This is a genomic window from Leptospira sarikeiensis, from assembly GCF_004769615.1.
In the GTDB taxonomy this organism is placed as follows: domain Bacteria; phylum Spirochaetota; class Leptospiria; order Leptospirales; family Leptospiraceae; genus Leptospira_B; species Leptospira_B sarikeiensis.
In genome coordinates this window covers 12,698-35,694 of record NZ_RQGF01000009.1, presented here as the reverse complement: position 1 = coordinate 35,694, position 22,997 = coordinate 12,698, and the positions used below count along the sequence as shown (strand labels likewise).

Here is a 22,997-nt window from a genome sequence, read left to right as displayed (position 1 = left end):
CCGTTCTGTGGAGACAAAATCAAATGAAACAAAAATCAATTTGGTTATTACTGGTGCTTTTTCTTTCAGCTTCCCTAACTGATTGCAAAAAAGACGAGGATGACAGCCTTACAAATATAGCAATTTTAAACGCACTTGGTGGTGGGGGAGACTGTTTAGTCGATTTCCCTGGAAAAGCTGCTGTGGGTGTAAACCGTACAAGAACTACTAAAAACGGTGGAGCAGCCACTGTAACTTGGGGAAGAATTCCATTCGTAAATCACCCAATTGCGATCATTGAAATTTTAGGTGCTCAGGTCGGTGATACTGTAACTCTAAATGGTGCAAACGTAGTAGAAAATCCTCAAGCTGCTGGCGAAGCTACTGTATATGAGGCAACTGATTGCCCACTGGCAGAAAGTGCGATCGTAGATGGTCTTTCTAAATTTAACAACCCGAACTTCGGAGATCCAGCTCCGGACACTTTCGTTTGGACGAACACTGTCGCTGGTTCTTATTACTTCCTACTTTATATCGTAGGAACTTCGGAAATTTCGACTACCGTAAACTACCAAGATTAATTCTTATTCGCGAATCTTTCCGATCTTTTTTGGTCGGAAAGATTATTTCCTTCCTGAACTCTTAATAATAGAATCTACCATCTCAGGCAAATCGTCCAACGCGGAAACCTTTCCGGTTAGTTTCCAAATCTGTAATACTCCTTCATAACAGGCAAATACCTTACGAGCAAGACTTTGTGTGTCCGCGGCCTTTGGGACTTGTCCTTTCTTTTGCATCTCTTTCATATAATCGCCTAAATATGAGATTGTTCTTTCTGAGATCTTTTTGACCTCTTCTGAAATTGGAGGTGAGTTGGAAGCGATCTGCGCTACCGTATTCGCCATAGGGCAACCTGCGAATTCGCTATTTCTAGTTTGTCTTCTTAGAATTTGGGTCCAGGCAAGTATAAATTCCTTAGCAGTTTTGGATCTGGATCTTAATTTATCTAATAGAACTAATTGTTCTTTTCCATAAAATTCTATATAAGCCTTTCCTAAATCGTCTTTGGAGGGATAATAATCGTAAAAACTTGCCTTGGCAGTCTTGGATTCCTGGATAATCTGATTGATACCTGTATTCCCATAGCCCTGGACTTGGAAAAGTCGAACTGCAGTCTCTAAAATCCTGTCTTTTACCCCTTTTTCTTTGATTGACATTTAATTCTTCTTGAGATCCAATAACAGACAGACTTGTCTGTTCGGATCTCCTGGTCTATTGATACTACCGGGTTTTCCAAAATGCAAGTCAAAATCGGAGGCCTATATGTCTTCTTTACCTTCTGAAACTGAGTCTATTGATATTTCCGGGATCGCTTCCAGCACGGAAGAAGCGATTTTTACCCGCCATAGTATTCGTGATTATTTATCGAAACCGATAGAGGATGCCGTTCTACAGGAATTATTCTCCAAATCTTTACGAGCCCCTAGTTGGAAAAATAGCCAGCCTTGGAAAGTGCATGTAGTAAGCGGCGCTAAAAAAGATAGAATGGCGCAGTTACTTCAAGAGAGAGCGAAACAATCCGAGACTCCAGTTCCGGATACGATTTGGCCAACAGGTTTTCCTGCGGATGCTAAACGTAGGATGTTCGATCTTGGTATGAAAATTTACGGTGCGGCCGGGATAGAAAGAAAAGATAAAGAAGCAAGAGATAAGTTTATGCTTCGTAATTTCGAATTCTTTGGAGCTCCTACAGGTGTTTTTATTACTACAGAATTCGAACTGAACTTTTATATCGCTCTGGACATAGGCTGTTTTTTGAATACGGTTATGCTTCTTGCCAGAAGTTATGGCCTAGGTTCTGTTCCTCAAGCCGCTCTTTCCGCTTTTCCGGAAGTGGTTCGAAGTGAACTCGGTCTCTCCGAAAACGAGAAAGTGGTATGTGGTTTAAGTCTAGGGTATCCTAAACCGGATTCTACTTTGAATACGTTTCATACTCCGAGGGAACAAACTTCCGATTTAGTTAAATTCTATAGCTAAGATGCACAGTAGGCGCTAGATTCTCACGCAGAGACGCGGAGCTGCTAAGGGTTTGAAGTATAATCGAGCTCTTCTATGTGAAAAAACATAGAAGCTCTTCTTTACTTCGCGGCTTTGCGTGTAATTTGATGGGTTTTTTAGTTCACGCTAAGACGCAAAGAAAAGAAGATTTAGAGAAAGGCTAATCAACAAAATCTTTGTGGTTTGGCGTGGCCTTGAGGAAAAGTTTCGACTTTGTGGCTTCTCCCAAATCTTAACGCGTTTTTAACGCGAAAGAATCAGTTCCTCATGTAGGTTCGCATTGACGAATTCTTAAAAACCGGTTAGGTTTTTCCAATCGACGGAAAAAGTTTTTGGCCCCGTCTGGAGGAATTTTTGTCATACGGTTTTCTAATTGTTTTAGTCATTGTACTTTGCTGCTATCTCTCCTTCTCCATTCTTCAGCCGGAAAAGTTTTAGGTGATCTAGATGAGTGGAAATGATTCTATCTTCTTCTTTTTATATTTTGCGGTTTTCTTTCTGATTACTCCGATCCTCGGGATCTATATTGCCAAGGTAATGCAAGGAGAGATCCCGAAATTGTTTAAACCGATCGTCTGGTTCGAGTCTTTGATATATAAGATCTCTAAGATCGATAGGACAAAGACCTCCGGAGCAAAGGAATATATTTCTGATGTGTTGCTCTTTACCGTTTTCGGACTTATCCTAATCACGATCGGTTTACATTTTCAGAATATATTTCCGGGGAATCCGGAAGAGAAACCGGGACTTTCTTGGGATCTTGCCTGGAATACCGCTGTCAGTTTTGTTACGAACACGAATTGGCAGGCGTATTCGGGAGAAGTTTCTCTTTCTTATTTTAGCCAGATGATCCTTTTGGGAGTGCAAAACTTTGTAAGTGCCGGGGTCGGGTTCGCCGTGATCGTAGCAATGGTCAGAGGTTTTGTTTCTAAGTCAGGAGAATCGGAAGGACTCGGGAACTTTTACGTAGATCTTACTAGAAGTATTCTATATATCCTTTTGCCGATCTCTTTTATCGCAGCTTTGGTATTCGTTTCTCAAGGAGTGGTCATGGATTTTTCCAAATACGTGACTTCTATCGGGATAGAGGGAGCCGAAGTGAAAATTCCTTTGGGGCCTGCGGCTTCTCAGATCGCGATCAAACAATTAGGTACGAATGGAGGGGGATTTTTCGGTGTAAACTCTGCTCATCCATTTGAAAATCCTACCGTATTCTCCAGTTGGATCCAATCCATTCTGATCTTATTATTGCCAGGAGCATTACCTTTTGCTTATGGAAGATGGACCAAGTCTTGGAAAGCGGGACTGTCCATTTTTATTGGAATGACTTTATTATTTTTCTTAAGTCTTTCCATCTCTCTATGGTCCGAGAGTATTTTTGCAGGTACCTGGGAGGGAAAAGAGACTAGATTCGGTTCTGCTGGGAGTATTCTCTGGGGAATGGCGACTACTGCAGCATCCAACGGCTCCGTAAATTCTATGCATGATAGTTTTTCTCCTTTAGCAGGAGGAATGGCTGTTTGGAATATTCTTCTGGGAGAAGTTGTTTTTGGAGGAGTAGGTGTAGGATTGATCGGAATGTTATTCTATGTGATACTTACCGTATTCATTGCAGGTTTGATGGTAGGAAGAACTCCGGAGTATCTCGGGAAAAAGATAGAATCCAGAGAAGTTAAACTCGCGCTAGTTGGAGTTTTGGTCCCGGGGCTTTGTATCTTATTATGCACTGCTTTTGCAATTACATACGGATCTGCTCTTTCTTCCAGGTCTAATTCAGGGCCTCACGGATTGACTGAAATCTTATATGCTTTCGCTTCTGCCTCAGGCAATAACGGGTCCGCTTTTGCGGGTCTAAATGTAAATACTCCATTTTATAATATTCTACTTTCAGTATGTATGTTAGTAGGGAGATTTGCGGTGATCCTTCCTGCTATCGCCTTAGGAAGCGCTTTGCTTGGGAAAAAGATCGCTCCAAAAGGAGAAGGTACTTTTTCTACGGAAAGTCCTTTGTTCGTATTATTACTTCTTTCTGTGATATTCCTTGTGGGAGCTCTGACCTTTCTACCGGTTTTGATCCTAGGCCCCGGTGCAGAACATATACTTCTGCAGCACGGAGTTAAATTCTAAGGTTTAGAAATTTATGAAAAACAAAAATACTTCCTTTTTTCAAGATAAGACCCTGGTTCTAAAAGCTGTTCTGGATTCTTTCCGTAAATTGGACCCTAGATCCCAATGGAAAAATCCTGTGATGTTTTTGGTATATGTCGGAGCGATACTTACTACTTACGATCTGTTTTTGGAAAATCAAAATCTTGGTTTTGCAATACAAGTTTCCTTTTGGTTATGGATTACTGTTCTATTCGCAAATTTTGCGGAAGCCTTAGCGGAAGGAAGAGGAAAGGCCAAGGCGGAGTCCTTGAAAAAAACGAGAAAAGAGTCCCAGGCAAATAAGATCGGCGGATCTTCTATTATTACTATACCTTCTTCCGATTTGAGGACAGGAGATCGAGTGGTTTGCCAAGCGGGAGATCTGATCCCTGGAGACGGAGAGGTGGTCGAAGGGATCGCATCCGTAGACGAGTCTGCGATTACAGGCGAATCTGCCCCTGTGATCCGAGAATCCGGAGGAGATAGATCCGCAGTTACTGGAGGAACAAAGGTATTGAGTGATCGGATCGTAGTTCAGATCACTACGGATCCGGGAAAAACTTTTATAGATAAAATGATCTCTCTCGTAGAAGGAGCGTCCAGGCAGAAGACTCCGAATGAGATCGCGCTTTCTATCCTTTTATCTTCCCTGTCTTTGGTTTTCCTGGTTGCAATTACCGCTTTGGTCCCCGTGGTCATTTATAGTCGTAATGAAGGAGGCGGAGAATTGGGACTTGCAGGATCTCTTCCTGCGTTAGTTGGTCTTTTAGTATGTCTTATTCCAACTACGATCGGAGGTCTTCTTTCTGCGATCGGGATCAGCGGGATGGATCGATTGATGAGAAGGAACGTGATCGCAAAATCAGGTAGGGCGATCGAGGCCGCAGGAGATATAGATGTTCTTCTTTTGGATAAAACCGGAACGATCACTTTAGGGAATAGAATGGCGACAAGATTCGTTCCTGCTCCCGGTATTTCAGAACAAAAATTGGCGGATGCTGCTCAGCTTGCTTCTCTTTCGGATGAAACTCCTGAGGGGAGATCAATCGTTGTTCTTGCGAAAGAAAAATTCGATTTAAGAGGTAGGAACTTATCTGAGTTAGGAGGTCGCTTCGTCCCATTTACTGCAAAAACAAAAATGAGCGGTGTGGATTTTGATCCTACTGAAGGAGAAAGTAAAAGAGCTGGTATCAGAAAGGGTGCTTCTGAATCGATTCGAAATTATATAGTAAGTTTAGGCGGAGAATATCCTAAAGAGATCTTTGATATAGTTGAAGAGATCGCAAGAGAAGGGGGAACTCCTCTCGTAGTTTCCGAAGGTCGTGAGATCTTAGGAGTAGTACATCTTAAAGATATCGTCAAGGGTGGGATCAAAGAAAGATTTGCACGTTTGAGGCAGATGGGGATCCGGACTGTGATGATTACAGGGGACAATCCATTGACTGCGGCTGCGATTGCTGCGGAAGCAGGAGTGGATGATTTTATTGCGGAAGCTACACCTGAGACAAAATTAAAAAGAATAAGAGAAGAGCAGGCTGGCGGAAAACTCGTCGCGATGATAGGAGACGGGACCAATGATGCTCCTGCACTTGCGCAGGCCGATGTGGGAGTTGCGATGAATACCGGGACTCAAACTGCAAGAGAAGCCGGAAATATGATCGATCTGGATAGTAATCCTACTAAACTCATTGAGATCGTAGAGATCGGAAAACAACTTCTGATGACAAGAGGGTCTTTGACTACATTCAGTATTGCGAATGATGTATCCAAATATTTCGTGATCCTCCCTGCGATGTTTGCGGGTTTATTTCCGGTCGCAGGTATCGGTGCATTATCTGTTTTGAATGTTCTCGGGTTTGCAAGTCCTGAATCCGCAGTATTGAGTGCAGTGATCTTTAACGCACTGATCTTAGTGTTCTTAGTTCCTTTGGCATTGAAAGGTGTGGGTTATAGACCGGCAGGCGCTGATTCTGTTCTTGCGAGAAATGTCTTTCTATACGGATTTGGAGGGCTTATTCTTCCTTTTCTAGGGATTAAGCTGATCGATATAATTCTTGGTTTTGTGAAGGGAGGATTTGTATGATCCGAGCATTCTTGCAACTTTCTATTTGGACTTTAATCTGTGGGATCTTTTATCCTGCCTTAGTTTATGGATTCTCTAAACTCAGTTTTCCGAAACAAAGCTCCGGCTCTTTAGTGGAATTGGATGGAAGGGTTATAGGTTCTGAATTACTGGCCCAATCATTCGAATCGGAAAAATATTTTCATTCCAGACCTTCTGCCGTAGAATTTAATTCATCTTCTTCGGGAGCTTCAAATTTAGGACCAACAAGTTCCGATTTGGCGAAGAAGGTTGAAGAAAGAAGAAAATATTGGATAGGTCGTGGCGGAACGGAGCCTGTTCCTGCGGAACTTCTATATGCGTCTGCGAGTGGATTGGATCCACATTTGAGCCCGGAAGCGATCCGGTATCAAATTCCTTTGATCGTTAAGGATACTGGGATCGGTGATGAGGGTCTAATTCTTTTAAACAGATTTGTAAAAGAGTCTGTCGAATTTCCGGAGTGGGGTTTATTCGGTTCTTCTAAAATAAACGTTTTAAAACTGAATCTAAAACTAAAGTCCATTTACTCGGAAGAAAAATTTCTTAAAAACGATAAAAGTATAAAGTGAGACCTCCGGAAGAAAATCGACCCGATCCTGATGAATTATTATCCAGGATAGGTGCAGAAGATACGAAGCCAAGGGGAAAGTTTAAAATTTTCTTCGGTATGGCCGCAGGCGTAGGTAAAACTTTCGAGATGCTTCGAGATGCTCAGAAAGAAAAGTCCGAAGGAAAAGATGTATGGATCGGTTATTTAGAAACTCATAATAGACGAGAAACTGAAAAGCAGGCGGAAGGACTCCCTATCATTCCGAGAAAAAGATCCAAATATAAATCCGTTGATCTGGAGGAGATGGACTTGGATTCCATCCTGGAGAAAAAACCGGACCTTGTGCTTGTAGATGAGCTTGCACATACAAACGTTCCTGGTTCCAGGCATCCGAAAAGATATCAGGATGTTTTGGAAATTTTGGATCATGGGATCGACGTTTATTCCACATTAAATGTTCAACATTTAGAAAGTAGGGCAGGTATTGTGGAGGAGATCTCAGGTGCTCCTGTAATGGAAAGGATCCCTGATTCCATTTTGGAGCTAGCCGACGAAGTAGAATTGATCGATTTGGTTCCGGATGATTTGGTTAAAAGATTAAAAGAAGGAAAGATCTATCCGACAGACAAAGTCCCTCAGGCGCTTCATTCTTTTTTTAGAGTCCCGAATCTTACCGCACTTAGGGAATTATCCCTAAATTACACTTCCAAACTTGTGGATCGTGAGTTGTCTAGATTAGAACCAACGAAAGACCCCAAGATCTCGGATAAAATTTTGGTCGCTATTTCAGCTTCTCCTCGTGCCGCGGATTTGATACGTTATGCGAAACGAATTTCCTTCGGATTAAAATGTCCTTGGGTAGCTGTACATGTGGACGAAGGGGAAAGTTATTCTGCAGAAGAAAAAGAACTTCTGAGAGAGAATCTACATCTTGCAAGGGAGCTCGGAGCAGAGATCTTAAATTCTTCCGACAAGGATCCAGTTTCCGGAATTATCAAGGCGGTGCATAGGACTAAGGCTACACATGTAGTTATAGGAAGAAGTGGTAAGGGAAGACTATCTAGGATTTTTAGAGGTGGGTCCTTTATAGATAAATTGAGCGAAGAAGCCGGAGACTTTCAGATACTTCTTGCGCCTACTATCATTCCAAAAGAAAAGATCGCTATTTCCAATATTCCATTTTTAAGAAGGACTCGTTCTAAGCCGATCCAGTATTTTCTTTCCTTTTTGGCTCTACTTGCGGTTACCTCTTTCAATCTTTTACTGAATACGTTTGCTGGTTATTGGTCTATAGGGCTTATATATTTATTTTTTATAATGTTTGTTTCCCTCTTTGTAGGAAGGGGGCCTGTTGTCATCATTTCCGCATTGAGTGCAATATTTTGGAACTTTCTATTTATTCCTCCTAAATTCACCTTTTATATAGAAAAGTTGGAAGATTGGATGATGTTCGGGACATACTTCATTCTCGCGATCATCTTGGGAGTTTTGACCACAAGATTAAAAGATAAGGAAGAAGATCTACAAACGGGAGAAGAGGCGCTATCCGGTTTATATCGGCTTTCTATTTCTTTATCCAAGATACATTCATTGGACGAGATCGCTTCAGTCGCTGTGGAAACGATACGAGAGACTTTTCATTGCCAAGTACTATTATTATTAACAGACTCGGACTCCTTATTGAATCGATCTCCCCATCCTAAAAGTGATTTTATTCCGGACTCTAAGGAGTTTGCCTTGGCTGCCTGGACATTCCAAAACAGAAAACCGTCCGGGAAAGATACGGATACGGTCCCCCTTTCTATCGGTTTATACCTACCTTTATTGACTCAAGGCGGTTGTTTCGGAGTTGTCGGATTAAATTTAGATACTCGAACAAGTTTAGAATTAGAAGAAGAAAATCTTCTCTTTTCCATTTTGAACCAAATCTCTCTCGCGATCGAAAGGATCCAACTTTTGGGGATACGTGCAAATGCGAAATTAGCAGAAGAGTCTGAAAAGTTTTATTCTGCGTTATTCAATTCGGTAAGCCATGATTTTCGCACTCCTCTTACTGTAATTCGCGGTTCCTTGGATTTGTTAGAGACGGGTCTTTCCGAAAAGGAAAAGTCGGATCTATATTCGGAAGTAAGGATTGCTTATAAGAAATTGGATCGTCTCGTAAGCGATCTACTTGATATGTCGAGGTTAGAGACTGGCAGATTGAAATTGGATCTACAATGGGAAGATCCGGCGGATCTTGTGAATGAAACCATTCGGATTTCTGAATATGAAAAAGGAGAACATTCTCTGGGATCTAAAATGGATGAAAATCTTCCATTAGTTAGAATGGATAGAAGATTGATGATCCAAGTGCTTGTGCATCTTTTGCAGAATGCATTTATGCATGCGGGGAAAAAATGTAATATAATCATTCGAGCCAGTGTTCCTAAGGATCATTTACTCTTAACGGTAGAAGATGACGGAATAGGGATCCTAAAAGGACAAGAAGAGAAAATTTTCGAAAAATTTACCAAAGGTTCTAGTTCGGAACATGGGACAGGGCTCGGACTTTCCATTTGCAGAGGACTTGTAGAGGCTCAGGGAGGAAAAATTTGGGCGGAAAATAGACAAGAAGGTGGAGCAAGGTTTTTGATCCGAATTCCAGTGCTTACTTTCCCACCTTTGGAGGATTCGATTGTCTAGTCCTGTGTTGATGATTGTGGACGATGAGATCCAAATCCGAAGACTTCTGAGAGTTGCTTTCGAAAAAGAAGGTTATAAGGTAGAAGAAGCGGTCTCTGTGGATGATGCATTATCAAAAGTTTATATGGCTCGCCCGGACGCGATCGTTCTGGATCTCGGTTTACCAGAAAAGGGAGGGGAGGAGTTCCTACAGAGGATCAGAGAGTCAGGTTCTAAAGTTCCGGTTTTAGTTTTGAGTGTTCGTGACTCAGAGAAGGATAAGATCTTATTATTGGATTCTGGTGCGGATGATTATCTTTCCAAACCTTTTGGTGTAGGAGAATTACTCGCAAGAATTCGAGTTCTATTAAGACATTCTTCACCTGAAAAAACGGATGTAAAAGTTCGGATCGGTTCCTTGGAATTGGATTTTGGTACAAGAAAGGTAACTAAAGACGGAAAAGAGGTCCGATTGACTCCTACAGAATATTCCTTTTTAAAATTACTTGCTACCTATCCCGGAAAGATAGTAACTCAAACACAAATTTTAAAAGAGTTATGGGGCCCAAATCAAATGGCGGAAGCAGGATATTTGAGAGTGTATGTGAATCAGATCCGCAAAAAAATAGAATCCGACCCTACAAATCCTGAGATACTCATCACAGAACCCGGAGTCGGATATTTTCTAAGATCTATAGATTGATCTTATCCTTTATATCGGACTAAGAATAATCCTGAACCATCTGCAAGTTCCCAATTTCGAAACTCTGTTTCTTCTTCCCAGGTTTCTAATCCGCAAACGATAAGATCCGCTTCGGATAATACTTGCGGATTCTCTCCCTTTAAGATAGTGATCTTTTCTTTCTTTAAAAGATTTCTATCTTTTTGGCTGAGATGAGGAACTCTTCCTTTAGGATCCCAAAGAGAAAGTTTAGCTCCGATGTTTTTTGCCAAAGACAATGTGAAGTTCAGAAGTCTCATGTCTCTGTCTGAGTAAACCGCTAAGGTGAAACGTTTGAGTTCTCCCAATTTTTCCGCGACTAAGATCCCCGCGTTCGTTTCGGATTCGGAGAGAAGAGTTCGGATTTTTCCTCCAAGCACATCGTCGCTAAATAGAGACCTTGCTCCTCCGGTCAGAAATACATTATAATTTCCTGATTGTATTGTCTTTAATATATCTCTGGTAACATTATCAGACGGCTTGTATAATGTGTTTAGTTTGATCCCAAGTTCTTTAGAAAGTTTGAATAGAGGTTCGAAGCTCGTTTTTTCATATTTTTGGGCAGTTTTACCCGAGATCCAGGAATCAGGAGTAAGGTGAAGCGCAGTAACCGCTTTATTTTTGGTTCCATTCGGGAATAATCCGGAGGCGAGTCTTAATAGATCTATCCCTCTAGAATGTAATGCGAATGCGAGTAGTATACCTTCTTCCTTTAAATCCTTTCTGACAGCAAAGACCCTTTCTATTAGATTTAGGGTTGGGCCAGTCATGTAGGTAGTGACCAATGCCATTAACACCATCATGGAGAAGATCTGGGAAGACAATACTCCGATATCGTAACCTATATTTAGCACGATCAATTCCATTAGTCCTCTCGTATTCATAAGAGCACCTAAGGAAAGAGAATCCTTCCAGCTATTTCCGGAAGCTTTTGCTGCAATGGAACTTCCTGCAAACTTACCTGCGATCGCGACGAATAATACCAGGGCAAAATCCCACCAAAGATTTCCTTGGTTTAAGAGTCCGATTTGTGTACGTATTCCGGTTAACGCAAAGAATAATGGGAGAAATACGGCGGTACTTACATCTTCTACCTTTTCAGCGAGTAGAGTGCGTAATTTCGGTTTGTCCGGCATTACCACTCCCGCTAAAAACGCTCCGAATAATGCATGGATCCCTATGGATTCTGTGATCCATGCGGAAGCGATCGGGAAGAGCAAAAATAGTGCGACCGCCATTTTGGTGAAAGCTTCCCTATTTGTGAAGATCCGTCCTGCTCTATGCATTGCAGGTTGTACAACCTTCCACATGAACAACACATATACTAATGCAAGTATAATGGTGAGTAATGCAGGAAGAAGTCCTCCTGCTTGCACTAATGCGATCACTACTGCCAAGAGGCACCAAGCAGTTAAATCGTCCGAGGCTGCACATGTAAGTGCGAGTCCTCCTAATTTAGTTTTTGTTAATCCTCTTTCTTGAACGATCCTTGCAAGCACAGGAAAGGCAGTGATACTCATACCAATCCCCATAAATAATGAGAAAGAAAGGAAAGTTATATTAGGAGGAGCTAATGTTTCATAGATTGAAAGAGCAAGTATCGCTCCCAATAGAAAAGGAAGTAGAATACTTGCGTGAGAGATCAAGATCGCAGAGTCTGCTTGGTTTCTAAGGACTTTTAGATCCAACTCCATCCCGACTACGAACATAAAAAATACTAAACCGATTTGGCTTAATAGTTGTAAGGAACTTAAAGAAGCTTTTGGAAATAAGAATTGGTATTGTTCCGGAAATAATAAACCGAATAAGGAAGGTCCTAATAGAATACCTGCCAGGATCTCTCCGATCACGAAGGGTTGTCTTGCGAATACTGCAAGCTTTCCCACGATCCTTGTGGCTATGATCACTACTGCGATCTGTAGTAATAGAAGAGGTAAAGGTTCGTGAAAGCCCTTCCAGAGTTTGGACCCGGCTTTTTTCCAAGTTTCGATCGGATCATCCAGGTTCTCGACCGCAGTTTGGGCAGCAACCGTTGCGGAGTCGATCTTATCCGCCTCTAAAAATTTACCCTGTTTTGCTACAAGGATGAAGGCGCCAAAGGATAGTAACAATAATGTTATATAGAAAACCGCGTTTCGTTTCATTCTTAGAACTAGAGACCTCGGTGTTTCGTAGTTATTCCCATATTATAAAAATGAAGAAATGTAGAAAAGAAGAATCCTTAATTCGATCCTGAGAAATATTTTTCCCAGATCCCTTTTTCTCGTAGATAATCCGTTCCAAATTTTGCCGCTTCTATTTGGGAGAGAGATTCCGACTCGCTTTCGACTCTAGAAAGGAATAGATACGACTTATTTTTGATCTTCCAGAAAAACCAATACCAAGAAACAGTTCTTCCTCCTCCATAACCGGTCCCTGAATCTGAATAGAAAGAAGAGTAGGGGCCATAACTAATATCTAAAGTATGGGTCCCTGTAGGATTTTTGATCTCTCCCGGAATTCTTTCCAAACCTTTGAGTATAGAGTTTAGATTTTTTCTGCGGATATCCAATTCTCCATTAAATACTTTCCATAGGAATAGATAAAACTCTTCCGCAGTTAGTACATATCCTCCATCCATCCAGAAAGTCCTAGTAGTGTCTAAAGGGATGTTTGTAGGAAGTCCTACAGATTGTAACCAAGGTTTTAGTTTAGTATTCCCGGTATCCGTCCAGATCTTCTGGAAATACCAGACTGTGGAACTTTCTAAGGAAGCTTTTAGGTCCTGTTCCTTTTGCCATCTTAGGTAGGGGAATTTCGTTTTGTCCCAAGGGAATTTTCCATGAGGATCTTTTAGGGTCCCTAATTCTAAGGCCGCCAAAGCGAGAACAGGTTGAAATACGTACATGGAAGGAGAGGTGAGTTTGCAATTTTCTTCTCCTACCTTTAATAAGGTGCCTTCTTCCAATTCGGCAAGGAGTAAACAAACTTTCCGATCCGAAAGATTTAGTTCTTCTTTGGAGAGCCTAGGAGAATCCGTTCCGGTTTTAACGGAACAAGAAATGAATACTACTAAACAAGAAAAACTGAATATTGCCTTCATGTAAACCAGGCGTAGACCGTGAGATAACTTACGAAAATTGCAATAGGGATATAGAAGAAAAGGAAGATCCTTCCGATCTTTCTCCAATTGATGGAGGTATTTTTTTGGACGAACTCCGCTAGCTCTTTCTCGTTCATGGAGTATAGTTGGCTTGAGTCGTTCCATCCGAAAATATTGCGTCCTAAACGTCCTAAAATTTCCTCTTTATGGGTTTGGATCGTCTCCCAAGAAGAATCCCTTTCGGAGATTTCGGAAGATAATAGACCTAAGAAAACTTTAGGTACTAAGAATACTCTCCCGATCATCAGGCTGGAAGCCCTAGTAAATAAACCGAAAAAGAACATAGCCGCGAATAGCGGATTTTCATTCTTGAATCCGAATACGATCCCTAAGCTGATCACATACGCCCCGTAACCTATATAATACCCTGAGAGTTCGAATCTACGATTCAATTTTTTTTCCTCCAGGAATTCGGAATATAGGGAAGCGACTGTTTTAGGTTCAGACATTTTTTCTTAAGCTCTTTCTGTTTCGAGATTTCTAGATCTGTAAGCTAGGTTTTTTAGATTTCTTTAGGAGACAAGTATTTCTAATTCCACTTCCCCGATTCCTTCCTTATGTCACAGACGTAGCGAACAAGTTTTTAAAAAGCAAAACTGAAAATCCGCGCTTCTTCCGAAAATAAGAAAAAAGAAAAGGCGGAACGGATGAGCGGCGCAGTTCGAAAAAAAGAAAGAAAGATACTCACCGGAGAATTTTGGACTTCCAAACAAAGACAATCGCATCCGATCCACTACGTGGTCAGCTATAGAGCCTCCTTCAAACCGGAGCTTCCCGCTTTTTTTATCGGGAAATATTTGGATCATAGAAAAGGAATCGTTTTCGATCCGTTCGGAGGAAGAGGAACAACCGCGGTTCAGGCAAACCTAGAAGGTTATGCCGCGATCCATAATGATATCAGTCCAATGTCCTTATATTTAGCGGGGGCTAGACAAACCGTTCCTTCTATGGAGAGATTGGAAAAAACTTTGGATTCTTTGGATCTAAACTCCAAGATCAAGGAGGAAAAAGAAGACGAAGGCCTTTTACATTTTTATCATAAAGATACTTTAAAAGAGATCAAGAATCTGAAAAAGATCCTGATAGGTTCAGACTCTCCTGAACTCAGATATTTGGGACTAACCGCTCTGTCCAGGCTTCATGGACATAGCAACGGCTTTTTTTCAGTTTATAGTTTTCCTCAGATCTCCATTCCTCCTTCCGCTCAAAGGAAGAATAATGAAAAAAGGGGAGTTGTTCCGGACTACAGAGAGATCAAACCTAGGATCTTGCAAAAGATGAAGAGAGATCTGAAAGAATCTCTCACTCCTTTTTATCATGAGTTTTCCTCCAGAAATCGTTACACAAATCATTCTTCCTTGGATTTATTCGGTTTGGAAGATGATTCCGTGGATCTTGTCGTGACCAGTCCTCCTTTTCTGGATAAGGTAAATTACGAAGAGGACAACTGGCTTAGATATTGGTTCTTAGATATTGAACTAGAGAAGGACCAAAAACCTAGCATCTTCGCAACACTAGCGGGTTGGTGTGAATTTATCCAAGGAACCTTGTCGGAACTTTCTAGAGTCGTAAAACCTGGCGGGACAGTTGTGATGGAAGTCGGAGAAGTTCGTAAAGGGAAAACTGTATTCAACCTGGACGAATATGTGATCAAATGCGCGGAATCTACCGGCCTTGTCTGGGAAAACACGTACATCAATGACCAGAAATTCACAAAACTTGCAAATTGTTGGAACGTCTCCAATAACGAAAAAGGAACCAATTCCAATCGTTGTGTAGTATTCCGTAATCTTAAGTAAAAAATACGAAAGTTTCACACAGAGCACACAGGGTTCACTGAGAAGTAAACTCTTCAATAATTATGCTCTGTGATCTCCGTATGCTCTGTGCGAAATAATTATCAACAGTTGATTGTAGGAGTTCCTTCACGCGGTAAGGATGCGAAGGGCTTGTCCCGCCGGAGGCGGGATGAGGCGAGCTCGCTTCTGTGCTAATTAAAATAATGGTGTCCGACAAAGATTTTGCATCATTGTATTCAGCAACCCTACGGGTTTTTCGCTCCCTATGGGTCGCTCAAAAACCCGTAGCAGCCTGGTCTCGGGTTTTTCAGATTTGATCCAGGAATTTTAGAAAACTTTTCCGAGAACCGCACTGCCGAAAAACCGGGATTTTGTCTCAAAAAAGCCGAAATACCCTGAGGAAATTTTTAGAATGTCCGATAGGTAAAGAGATCAGAGGTATAAACTCAAATGATGCGTTCTCTTTGGACCGCTGCGACAGGAATGATCGCGCAGCAATTTCATATCGATACGATTTCCAACAACTTGGCAAACGTGAATACCACCGGTTTTAAAAAGAACAGGGCGGATTTTGAGGATTTGGTATACCAACATATGGTTTTGGCAGGAACTCCTGCTACTTCAGTGAGCGAGATCCCTACCGGTGTGAACGTGGGTCACGGGGTGAGGGCGGCTGCTTCCCAGAAATTATTCGAGATCGGTTCCTTCCAAGCGACTGGAAATAAATTGGATCTTGCGATCACAAGCGAAATGGGATTTTTCAAGATCCAAATGCCTGATGGTAGTTTCGCTTTTACCAGAGACGGTTCTTATAAGATCGATTCCAACCAACAAGTGGTAACATCTAACGGCTATTTGTTGGAGCCTCCTTTGATCCTTCCTGAAGGTGCAATTTTGAATACACTCATGATCTCCGAGCAGGGAGAAGTAACTGTTAAGATTGGTGCGGATATTCGTCCTACAGCGATCGGTCAGGTGGAACTTTATCGTTTTGTGAACCCTGCGGGTTTGCAAGCGATCGGTAAAAACTTATTCCAAGAGACTGTTGCTTCCGGCCCTGAAATTCCAGGGACTCCAGGTATGGAAGGTTTCGGAAATGTTCTTCAGGGCTTCTTGGAGATGTCTAACGTGAAAATCGTGGAAGAGATGGTGAATATGATCGTTGCTCAAAGGGCATACGAATCCAATTCCAAGGCTATCCAAACTTCAGACAACATGTTATCTACTGCGATCGGTCTGAAACGTTAATTAGTATGAATTTCCGCTTTTTTATCTTATTCTTTCTTCTTGCCGGACTTTTTGTTTCCGGTTCGGAAAAAGTAGAAGGTATGGAAGCGGTTTATTTACGCGGAAAACTTCTGACCCAGAAAAAGGAAGTTTTATTGTCCGAGATCGCAAAACTCCCTGACGGGGTTCAAGATAAGATCGTAATTCGTAATTTACAAAATCCTGTTATAGTTCGCCCTGAAAGTTTGAAGGAAGTCCTACCAGGGGTTCCTGTTTCCGGAAAAGAGACTTTGATCCTTCCTTTAAATTCCGAATTGGATCCGGAAGATCTGGAAGACAGTTTAAAAAAAGAAGTTTCTAAACTCCCTCAAGATAAGGAAGGGGATTTTAAAATTTCCTACTTAAACGGGGATAGATGGATCCCAAGTCAAGGTGTGGATCTAAAATGGGCCGGTCTTCCTCAAGTGATCCATCCGGGACAGATCGTTGCGTCTTTAGATTTTTATTTCGAGAATAGAAAGGTCCATACTCAAAGGATCAAGTTCAAATTAGAAAGAAGAATGAGCGCTCTTTTTGCTAAAAGAGAGATCCATAAGGGACAAAAGTTAGTCTCTGAAGATCTGGAAGAAAGAACTGTTTATATGGAAGAATCTTTTACCGACGGACTTTCCGAAAAGGACCTTGGCTCTACCGCTCTTAGAGATATGCAGGCAGGAGAACTTCTTCGCAAAAAACAGTTTAGATTCCTTTTCGATGTACAAAGGGGCGGTGACGTGAACTTAGTATATACCAAAGGGAATTTGATGATAAAGTCCAAGACGAAAGCATTAAGTTCCGGTAATATAGGTGAAATTGTGGACGTTTCTTCCCATTCAAAAGAAGGAAAAATTTCCGCTAGGGTTGTGGAAAAAGGAACCGTACTTTTAGAGAATTGATATGATCCGAAATCTAAGTCGAATACTTCTATTTGTAATTTTATCCGGTATGATCGCCGTTTTCTCCCAGGAACTTTCTCAATGGCAGGATAAAAATCCTTATTCTAGAAGCCAAAATTTGAGAGTGGGGACCGCTATATTCGTAAAATTGAAAGAAGGGTTCACTGCAGATTTCGAGATCGAATCTACCGCAGACGAGAATATCACGATCAAAGCTGTTCCGGATAAAAAAGTGATCCCGGACAATCCCGCTTACACTACGGATCGTACGATCGTTCACAAGAATAAAGGAAAGATCAAATCTATCGGTAAGTTGAAAGGTAATCTGACTGCGGTTGTGACTGCTGTGGATCCTAACACAGGTCTTTTGACCTTACAAGGACAAAGATCTTCCACTTATAATGGAGAGCCTTCTCAGGTAATTTTAACCGGAAGACTTGCTCCTGAATTTATTTTGAGAGATAATTCTGTAGATGCCGACAGGATCGCTGACTTGCAGATCCAATTTACAGGAAGAATAGAACCTAAAAATTTACAACCTCCGATCGTTTTGAAAACCGTCAATAATCCGGATGGAACAGTAACCGTTAAAGCGGAACTTTCGGAAGAAGAAAAACAAAGATATATTCTGGAACAACTGAATCGTCTTTTGGGAGAATCCAGATGAAAAAAGCGATTTTACTTTTTCTAATATTCTCCACTTCGATCTTCGGTGCGGAAGTTCGTTTAAAGGATCTGGCTAAGATAGAAGGGATCCGAGATAATCAAATTACCGGTTACGGTATCGTTGTCGGTCTTCCTGGAACGGGGGATTCTAAAACTCCTATGACTACTGAGAGTATGAAAAATTACCTCAAAAACCTGGGAGTAGAGGCGAATCTGAAACCGGAACAAACTAAGAATATCGCATCTGTATTAATTACTGCTAATATTCCTTCCTACGCAAGAAAAGGGGACAGGCTGGACGTAACCGTGTCTTCTATCGGAGATGCAAAATCTTTAGAAGGCGGGGTCCTTTTACAATCTCCTTTAAAAACTGCGAATGATAAGATCTATGCTGTTGCGAGCGGAGTGATCTCCTTTGGCGGAAAGGAGACTAGTACAGGACTTGGAAGAGCTTCTAAAAAAACAGTCGGTATCGTTCATGCGGGAGCACTTGTAGAATCCGAACTTAAGGAAGATTTTTTTTCCAGCCAAAGAGTAGTTATCCGTTTGAATAGCCAAGACTTCTCTCTGATGAATAATGTAGTGAATCGTATCAAGGAAACCGTTCCGGAAAAATTCGGATTAAAAGCGGATTCCATCCAAGCATTAACTCCTTCCGAGATTGTGATAGAAGTTGGTGCTGGATTTTCTGCAAAGTCTCCGGGACTTTTAAATCTTCTTTCTGATCTGGAGAACATTACAGTAGAGTCCAGTTCTAAGGCAAAAGTTGTGATCAACGAAAGATCCGGGGTCATCGTGATGGGCGGAAATATCGCGATAGACGAGGTTGCAGTTGCGAGATCGGGCTTAAGTCTCTCCGTTACTGATAAGAACAGAAGAAATACACGTCTTACTTGGGAGAAACCTCCTACAAAAGAATCCTTCGTGATAGAAGAAGCAACCCAAGTCTCCGATGTTGTAGAAGCTCTAAATAAAGTAGGAGCTTCTACAAGAGATATCATTGCGATTTTGGAAGCGTTAAAGGCTGCAGGTGCATTACACGCAGAGTTGGAGATCCAATAATGATAGACAAGATCCAAGACTACCAGAACAGGTTGAACTTAACCGAAAGACCGGAAGTGCAAAGGCTTTTAAGAGAAGAAAAAAATGTAAAGCCAGGCCAAAGTTTTCCGGAAGCTCTAAGAGAAGAATTTAACGAAACTTTATCGGGTAAAGTTTCTTCTTCCGAAGTGAAGATGCCTCATAATATCAAAGAAGAAATTAACACTGATCCGTATCGTAAAAAATTATACGATGCATCGGTTGAATTCGAATCTATCTTCGTTAAGATGATGTTGAAAGAAATGAAATCCACAGTTCATAAATCCGGCTTAATAGACGGAGGTTATGCTGAAGAAATTTTCGAAGATATGTTGTATGATGAGTATTCTAAGAACCTTTCCGCGAATTCTTCTTTGGGACTTGCAGAACAGATCTATCAATCTTTATCTTCGAATCTGCCACCTATTTCCAAATTAAACTCCAAAGTTTAATTTTCGTTCTTCTCCCAGGCTCTAACAAATCCTTTTGCGGAAATGTTTTTTGCAGCCTGAGGACTTACTCCGAAACTTTTTAATACAAGAGTCATCATTTCCCGGTCATGGGTAATATCTTTTGCACGGTCTTCCAGAATATTACGAATCCCATAATGTAATGCTCCTACAAACAAACCCAGAGCGGATTCCTCCGATTCGATTTGGAATTTTCCGGATTTAATCCCGTTCTTTAGATCGTTTCTCGGATAACTTAATAATAAATCGCTCATTCTGGGAGCGACTGCCGCGATTCGGATCAAAGCCCAAGCCCAATCGAAATCTTTTCTGGCTTTTTTGAAGAATAGGATCCCTGCGAGTGCCATTCTTTCTGCAGGATCCTTTAGGTCTTTCATACCTGTTTCCACTTCTTCAGCGAGACCTTCGATCAACGCAAGAGAGGAGGCTTCTAGTAATTCTTCCTTCGTTTTGAAATAATTATAGAAGGTTCCGTTTGCGACTTCCGCTTCTGCACTTACTTCCGCAATAGAAGTTTCTGCCGCGTCCTTTTGAGCGAATAGACGTAGCGCCGCTTTCATGATCTGTGCGCGGGTTCTTTCCCGTTTTGGGAGTAGTTTCTTTTTGGGGACTGAGGGCATTCCTTGAATATATACGAGTCTATCTATCTTTCCGCAATTACATTTTTGAGAGATCTCTCAAAAATGTAATTGACCTTTCTTTTTGAATTTGATCTAGTCCTCATTTATGAGGAATTACTAAAAAATGAGAGATATCTCATATTTTTCTCAAACGGAAAGGCCGAATGTGGTGATTGTGGGGGCGGGGCCCGTAGGAATTCTTACGGCGAATCTGCTTGGTATGTACGAAATTCCGACTCTTGTGATCGATCAAAACCCCGGGATTTTAGAGATCCCGAGAGCAATTTCTTTGGATCAGGATGCATTAAGAATTTTACAGGCTATTGGTTTAGAAGAAGAAGCAGCTCGTACTATGCCTGCGATCTCTGGAGTAGAAATGATTTCTCCCCTGGGAGGGCCCCTCGCGAAGATCAATTCGTCCGGTTCTCTCGATGGACATCCTAGGCTTGTTTCTATTTATCAACCTTCTTTGGAAAGAATACTAAGAAAGGGGTTAGAGAGATTTGATCAGGTAAGTCTTTGGTCAGAATGTATCTATTTGGATCATAAGGAATATGATCCCGAAATCGCGGTCAGGGTAAAATGTAAAGATGTAGAATATAGGATCAATACCGGATTTTTACTAGGTTGTGACGGAGCTCATAGTTCCGTGAGAACTAAACAAGGCTGGAAACTACAAGGATCTTCGTACAAAGAAGACTGGTTGATCTTGGATGTAGCAAACCTTGGGAAGGTCTGGGACACTGTTGAATTTTTATGTGATCCTAAAAGGCCGGTCGCTCATGTTCCTGGACCGAACGGTTCACAACGGTGGGAGTTCCTACTAAAGAAAGGCGAAACCAAGGAAGAAATGGAGAAGCCAGGAAAGGTAGCGGAACTCATGAAACCTTGGGGTGATGTTTCCTCGATGAATGTGGAAAGAACTGCTGTATACAGATTCCAAGCCAAGACTGCGGACTGTATGGGAAAGGGAAGAGTTTATCTTTTAGGGGACGCAGCTCATCTCACTCCTCCTTTTGCAGGCCAAGGACTTGTAAGTGGAATGAGGGACGCATTTAATTTAGGATGGAAGATCTCTGCTGTTCTAAAGGGTACTGCTTCTCATAAAATTCTTTCCAGCTATCATTTAGAAAGGAAATCACATGCAAAAAAGATGATACGATTGGCTGTGTTTTTGGGGTCCATCATTATGACCCGGAACAAGGCGACCGCGCTCGTCCGGGATCTTATCTTTAAAATTTTATACTATTCTCCTTTGCGTCCTTATCTCTCCGATCTGAGGATCAAACCAGATAATTCATTCAAAAAAGGTCTATTTCTAAAAAAAGGAAAATTACGAAAATCTGATGTTTTGCCAGGATCTTCGTTTCCTCAATTTCCTGTAAAATTGCCGGAAGGGCAAATCGTGTTTTCGGATCTTCTTTTGGGAAATGATACAATCCTTATAGGTTACGGTAAACATCCATTATCCGTAATGAATTCGGGATCAAAAGAAAGATGGGAATCGATAGGTGGAAAGTATTGTTTTCTGACAAGCCAGCAACAATTGGCGGAATATTATCCCTCTGACGCGGAAGATATCACTTCTTCTTTTTCACGTTATTTCGGCGGAGTGGATCGTTTCGTCATCGTTCGCCCGGATCGGATCATTGCTGCCGCATTCTGCATGGAAGAAGCTAACGATATGATCTTAAAATATCTGGATATTCACCAAGGAAAATCGCCATGAAACAAATTCAGTCAGCTTGTCCTGTTCGATCCGATCATCCTCTAAGCAAGGCTGCAGACATCGCTTATATAAGATTAGGTAGGAAAAATTTGGGATCTGCCACCGAATACTATCAAGATTTCGGATTAGATCTAATGGAGAAAAAAGAAGACCGGATCTTGTTTCGTGGAAATAGCTCCGATCTACCCTGTTGGTCCTTGGAAAAGGCCGACAGGGACTTTTTAATCGGTTTAGGAATTTATGTAAATTCTTTAGATGATTTCGAAAGGTTGAAGGCGCTTCCTAATGCAGAATTTCTGAGAGAAGGGCGTATCAATTCCATTCCATGCGTGACTCTAATAGATCCTTCCGGGCTTCCAGTAGATATAATGTATGTTTCGGAAGAAAAGAACAAAAATCAAGTCGATCCATCTAAAGAACTTTGGAATTATCCTGGAGAGTCCTCAAGAGCCAATCTTCCAAGGTCTTATGAATCTAGGCCTGCAAAAATTATTCGACTAGGACATGCAGTTTTCTTTAAACAGGAATTTCTAAAGAATGCTTCTTGGTACTGTGATACTTTCGGAATGATCCCTTCCGATATTCAGATCCTTCCGGGATCCAAGGAGCCTGTAATCGTATTTTTAAGATTCGATCGAGGAGAGACTCTATCGGATCATCATTCCATAGTAATCGCTTCCGGGGTCACTGATAGTTTGGAACATTGCGCCTTCGAATTGGATGATCTGGACGAAGTTGCAAAGGGAAGAGAATGGCTTTTAGAAAAAGGGCATCGCTCTAGTTGGGGGATCGGAAGGCATTTACTCGGGAGTCAAATTTTCGATTATCATAGAGACCCTTCCGGTATGTTAGTGGAACACTATGCCGACGGAGATAAATTCGATAACTCGGTCCCTACTGGGATCCATTTGATAAATCGAAAAAGCCTATATCAATGGGGAGAAGATATGCCTAAAGATTTTTTAGACACAAAACTTTCTCTTCGAAAATTGCTGGAATTATGGAAAGGGATCCTTTCCGGAAGGCAGATCTCTATACGTGTTCTGATGGAATTGAAGAAGGTCGCGGATATTTCTCCTAGAACTTGGATTAAATATTAAGGAAA

The 22,997-nt window shown here is 41.5% G+C and carries 21 protein-coding genes; 16 read left to right on the top strand and 5 right to left on the bottom strand.

Annotation, left to right across the window (positions count from 1 at the left end; translation table 11 throughout):
* Positions 1 to 23: 23 nt before the first annotated feature.
* Positions 24 to 560, top strand: a complete 537-nt coding sequence (locus tag EHQ64_RS03270; RefSeq protein ID WP_135648079.1) for an LIC20153 family lipoprotein — start codon at positions 24 to 26, stop codon at positions 558 to 560.
* Positions 561 to 602: 42 nt separating this feature from the next.
* Here EHQ64_RS03270 and EHQ64_RS03265 read toward each other — a convergent pair whose 3' ends face one another.
* Positions 603 to 1,196: a TetR/AcrR family transcriptional regulator gene (locus tag EHQ64_RS03265; RefSeq protein ID WP_135648078.1), complete on the bottom strand. Its 594-nt coding sequence runs from the start codon at positions 1,194 to 1,196 to the stop codon at positions 603 to 605.
* Between the two features lie 106 nt (positions 1,197 to 1,302).
* On the opposite strand from EHQ64_RS03265, the gene EHQ64_RS03260 reads away from it, so the two are divergent.
* From EHQ64_RS03260 to EHQ64_RS03230, 7 genes are all read left to right on the top strand, one after another.
* Positions 1,303 to 2,016 (top strand): nitroreductase, encoded by a 714-nt coding sequence (locus EHQ64_RS03260; RefSeq protein WP_135648077.1) that lies wholly within the window; start codon positions 1,303 to 1,305, stop codon positions 2,014 to 2,016.
* A gap of 375 nt (positions 2,017 to 2,391) precedes the next feature.
* Complete coding sequence (locus EHQ64_RS20510; protein WP_135648232.1) at positions 2,392 to 2,475, top strand: potassium-transporting ATPase subunit F; 84 nt, start codon at positions 2,392 to 2,394, stop codon at positions 2,473 to 2,475.
* A gap of 9 nt (positions 2,476 to 2,484) precedes the next feature.
* The gene (gene kdpA / locus EHQ64_RS03250) at positions 2,485 to 4,164 is read left to right on the top strand and encodes a potassium-transporting ATPase subunit KdpA (protein WP_135648076.1); all 1,680 of its coding nucleotides are present in this window, start codon (positions 2,485 to 2,487) and stop codon (positions 4,162 to 4,164) included.
* Between the two features lie 13 nt (positions 4,165 to 4,177).
* A complete protein-coding gene (gene kdpB, locus EHQ64_RS03245) occupies positions 4,178 to 6,268 on the top strand; it encodes a potassium-transporting ATPase subunit KdpB (RefSeq protein ID WP_135648075.1) in 2,091 nt (696 codons plus the stop codon).
* A complete protein-coding gene (locus EHQ64_RS03240; RefSeq protein ID WP_135648074.1) occupies positions 6,265 to 6,858 on the top strand; it encodes a potassium-transporting ATPase subunit C in 594 nt (197 codons plus the stop codon). Before kdpB ends, EHQ64_RS03240 begins: the two co-directional genes overlap by 4 nt.
* Positions 6,855 to 9,524, top strand: coding sequence for a sensor histidine kinase (locus tag EHQ64_RS03235; protein ID WP_135648073.1), 2,670 nt, complete (start codon positions 6,855 to 6,857; stop codon positions 9,522 to 9,524). The genes EHQ64_RS03240 and EHQ64_RS03235 overlap by 4 nt, the downstream gene beginning before the upstream one ends.
* Before the next feature lie 10 nt (positions 9,525 to 9,534).
* The gene (locus EHQ64_RS03230) at positions 9,535 to 10,206 is read left to right on the top strand and encodes a response regulator (RefSeq protein ID WP_135648231.1); all 672 of its coding nucleotides are present in this window, start codon (positions 9,535 to 9,537) and stop codon (positions 10,204 to 10,206) included.
* Positions 10,207 to 10,208: 2 nt separating this feature from the next.
* On the opposite strand, the gene EHQ64_RS03225 is transcribed toward EHQ64_RS03230, so the two are convergent.
* The 3 genes from EHQ64_RS03225 to EHQ64_RS03215 all read right to left on the bottom strand — a co-directional run bounded on the left by EHQ64_RS03225 (position 10,209) and on the right by EHQ64_RS03215 (position 13,815).
* Positions 10,209 to 12,368, bottom strand: a complete 2,160-nt coding sequence (locus EHQ64_RS03225) for a cation:proton antiporter domain-containing protein (RefSeq protein ID WP_135648072.1) — start codon at positions 12,366 to 12,368, stop codon at positions 10,209 to 10,211.
* A 77-nt stretch (positions 12,369 to 12,445) separates the two neighbouring features.
* Positions 12,446 to 13,306 carry a penicillin-binding transpeptidase domain-containing protein gene (locus EHQ64_RS03220; RefSeq protein ID WP_135648071.1) on the bottom strand — a complete coding sequence of 287 codons (861 nt, stop codon included), beginning with the start codon at positions 13,304 to 13,306 and terminating at the stop codon, positions 12,446 to 12,448.
* Positions 13,303 to 13,815: a hypothetical protein gene (locus tag EHQ64_RS03215; RefSeq protein WP_135648070.1), complete on the bottom strand. Its 513-nt coding sequence runs from the start codon at positions 13,813 to 13,815 to the stop codon at positions 13,303 to 13,305. Before EHQ64_RS03215 ends, EHQ64_RS03220 begins: the two co-directional genes overlap by 4 nt.
* 198 nt (positions 13,816 to 14,013) lie before the next feature.
* Between EHQ64_RS03215 and EHQ64_RS03210 the strand changes: the two genes are divergently transcribed.
* From EHQ64_RS03210 to EHQ64_RS03185, 6 genes are all read left to right on the top strand, one after another.
* Complete coding sequence (locus EHQ64_RS03210; RefSeq protein WP_210410807.1) at positions 14,014 to 15,165, top strand: DNA methyltransferase; 1,152 nt, start codon at positions 14,014 to 14,016, stop codon at positions 15,163 to 15,165.
* Between the two features lie 450 nt (positions 15,166 to 15,615).
* Positions 15,616 to 16,413 (top strand): flagellar basal-body rod protein FlgG, encoded by a 798-nt coding sequence (gene flgG, locus EHQ64_RS03205; protein WP_135648069.1) that lies wholly within the window; start codon positions 15,616 to 15,618, stop codon positions 16,411 to 16,413.
* 5 nt (positions 16,414 to 16,418) lie between these two features.
* Entirely contained in the window at positions 16,419 to 17,327 is a 909-nt protein-coding gene (flgA, locus tag EHQ64_RS03200) for a flagellar basal body P-ring formation chaperone FlgA (RefSeq protein WP_135648068.1), read from the top strand.
* A gap of 1 nt (position 17,328) precedes the next feature.
* Positions 17,329 to 17,994 (top strand): flagellar basal body L-ring protein FlgH, encoded by a 666-nt coding sequence (locus tag EHQ64_RS03195; protein WP_135648067.1) that lies wholly within the window; start codon positions 17,329 to 17,331, stop codon positions 17,992 to 17,994.
* Complete coding sequence (locus EHQ64_RS03190) at positions 17,991 to 19,055, top strand: flagellar basal body P-ring protein FlgI (RefSeq protein WP_135648066.1); 1,065 nt, start codon at positions 17,991 to 17,993, stop codon at positions 19,053 to 19,055. Before EHQ64_RS03195 ends, EHQ64_RS03190 begins: the two co-directional genes overlap by 4 nt.
* Positions 19,052 to 19,525: a rod-binding protein gene (locus EHQ64_RS03185; protein WP_135648065.1), complete on the top strand. Its 474-nt coding sequence runs from the start codon at positions 19,052 to 19,054 to the stop codon at positions 19,523 to 19,525. Before EHQ64_RS03190 ends, EHQ64_RS03185 begins: the two co-directional genes overlap by 4 nt.
* Here EHQ64_RS03185 and EHQ64_RS03180 read toward each other — a convergent pair.
* A complete protein-coding gene (locus EHQ64_RS03180; RefSeq protein WP_135648064.1) occupies positions 19,522 to 20,103 on the bottom strand; it encodes a TetR/AcrR family transcriptional regulator in 582 nt (193 codons plus the stop codon). The genes EHQ64_RS03185 and EHQ64_RS03180 overlap by 4 nt on opposite strands.
* Positions 20,104 to 20,287: 184 nt before the next feature.
* Here EHQ64_RS03180 and EHQ64_RS03175 point away from each other — a divergent pair, with 184 nt between their 5' ends.
* A complete protein-coding gene (locus EHQ64_RS03175; protein ID WP_135648063.1) occupies positions 20,288 to 21,892 on the top strand; it encodes an FAD-dependent monooxygenase in 1,605 nt (534 codons plus the stop codon).
* Positions 21,889 to 22,992, top strand: coding sequence for a VOC family protein (locus EHQ64_RS03170; protein ID WP_135648062.1), 1,104 nt, complete (start codon positions 21,889 to 21,891; stop codon positions 22,990 to 22,992). Before EHQ64_RS03175 ends, EHQ64_RS03170 begins: the two co-directional genes overlap by 4 nt.
* Positions 22,993 to 22,997 lie beyond the last annotated feature (5 nt).

What these genes read in the sequence shown, in the direction of transcription:
- EHQ64_RS03270 (WP_135648079.1), top strand. Translation starts at nt 24, where the DNA reads ATGAAACAAAAATCAATTTGGTTATTACTGGTGCTTTTTCTTTCAGCT.
- EHQ64_RS03265 (WP_135648078.1), bottom strand. Translation starts at nt 1,196, where the DNA reads ATGTCAATCAAAGAAAAAGGGGTAAAAGACAGGATTTTAGAGACTGCA.
- EHQ64_RS03260 (WP_135648077.1), top strand. Translation starts at nt 1,303, where the DNA reads ATGTCTTCTTTACCTTCTGAAACTGAGTCTATTGATATTTCCGGGATC.
- kdpA (WP_135648076.1), top strand. Translation starts at nt 2,485, where the DNA reads ATGAGTGGAAATGATTCTATCTTCTTCTTTTTATATTTTGCGGTTTTC.
- kdpB (WP_135648075.1), top strand. Translation starts at nt 4,178, where the DNA reads ATGAAAAACAAAAATACTTCCTTTTTTCAAGATAAGACCCTGGTTCTA.
- EHQ64_RS03240 (WP_135648074.1), top strand. Translation starts at nt 6,265, where the DNA reads ATGATCCGAGCATTCTTGCAACTTTCTATTTGGACTTTAATCTGTGGG.
- EHQ64_RS03230 (WP_135648231.1), top strand. Translation starts at nt 9,535, where the DNA reads ATGATTGTGGACGATGAGATCCAAATCCGAAGACTTCTGAGAGTTGCT.
- EHQ64_RS03225 (WP_135648072.1), bottom strand. Translation starts at nt 12,368, where the DNA reads ATGAAACGAAACGCGGTTTTCTATATAACATTATTGTTACTATCCTTT.
- EHQ64_RS03220 (WP_135648071.1), bottom strand. Translation starts at nt 13,306, where the DNA reads ATGAAGGCAATATTCAGTTTTTCTTGTTTAGTAGTATTCATTTCTTGT.
- EHQ64_RS03215 (WP_135648070.1), bottom strand. Translation starts at nt 13,815, where the DNA reads ATGTCTGAACCTAAAACAGTCGCTTCCCTATATTCCGAATTCCTGGAG.
- EHQ64_RS03210 (WP_210410807.1), top strand. Translation starts at nt 14,014, where the DNA reads ATGAGCGGCGCAGTTCGAAAAAAAGAAAGAAAGATACTCACCGGAGAA.
- flgG (WP_135648069.1), top strand. Translation starts at nt 15,616, where the DNA reads ATGATGCGTTCTCTTTGGACCGCTGCGACAGGAATGATCGCGCAGCAA.
- flgA (WP_135648068.1), top strand. Translation starts at nt 16,419, where the DNA reads ATGAATTTCCGCTTTTTTATCTTATTCTTTCTTCTTGCCGGACTTTTT.
- EHQ64_RS03195 (WP_135648067.1), top strand. Translation starts at nt 17,329, where the DNA reads ATGATCCGAAATCTAAGTCGAATACTTCTATTTGTAATTTTATCCGGT.
- EHQ64_RS03190 (WP_135648066.1), top strand. Translation starts at nt 17,991, where the DNA reads ATGAAAAAAGCGATTTTACTTTTTCTAATATTCTCCACTTCGATCTTC.
- EHQ64_RS03180 (WP_135648064.1), bottom strand. Translation starts at nt 20,103, where the DNA reads ATGAAAGCGGCGCTACGTCTATTCGCTCAAAAGGACGCGGCAGAAACT.
- EHQ64_RS03175 (WP_135648063.1), top strand. Translation starts at nt 20,288, where the DNA reads ATGAGAGATATCTCATATTTTTCTCAAACGGAAAGGCCGAATGTGGTG.
- EHQ64_RS03170 (WP_135648062.1), top strand. Translation starts at nt 21,889, where the DNA reads ATGAAACAAATTCAGTCAGCTTGTCCTGTTCGATCCGATCATCCTCTA.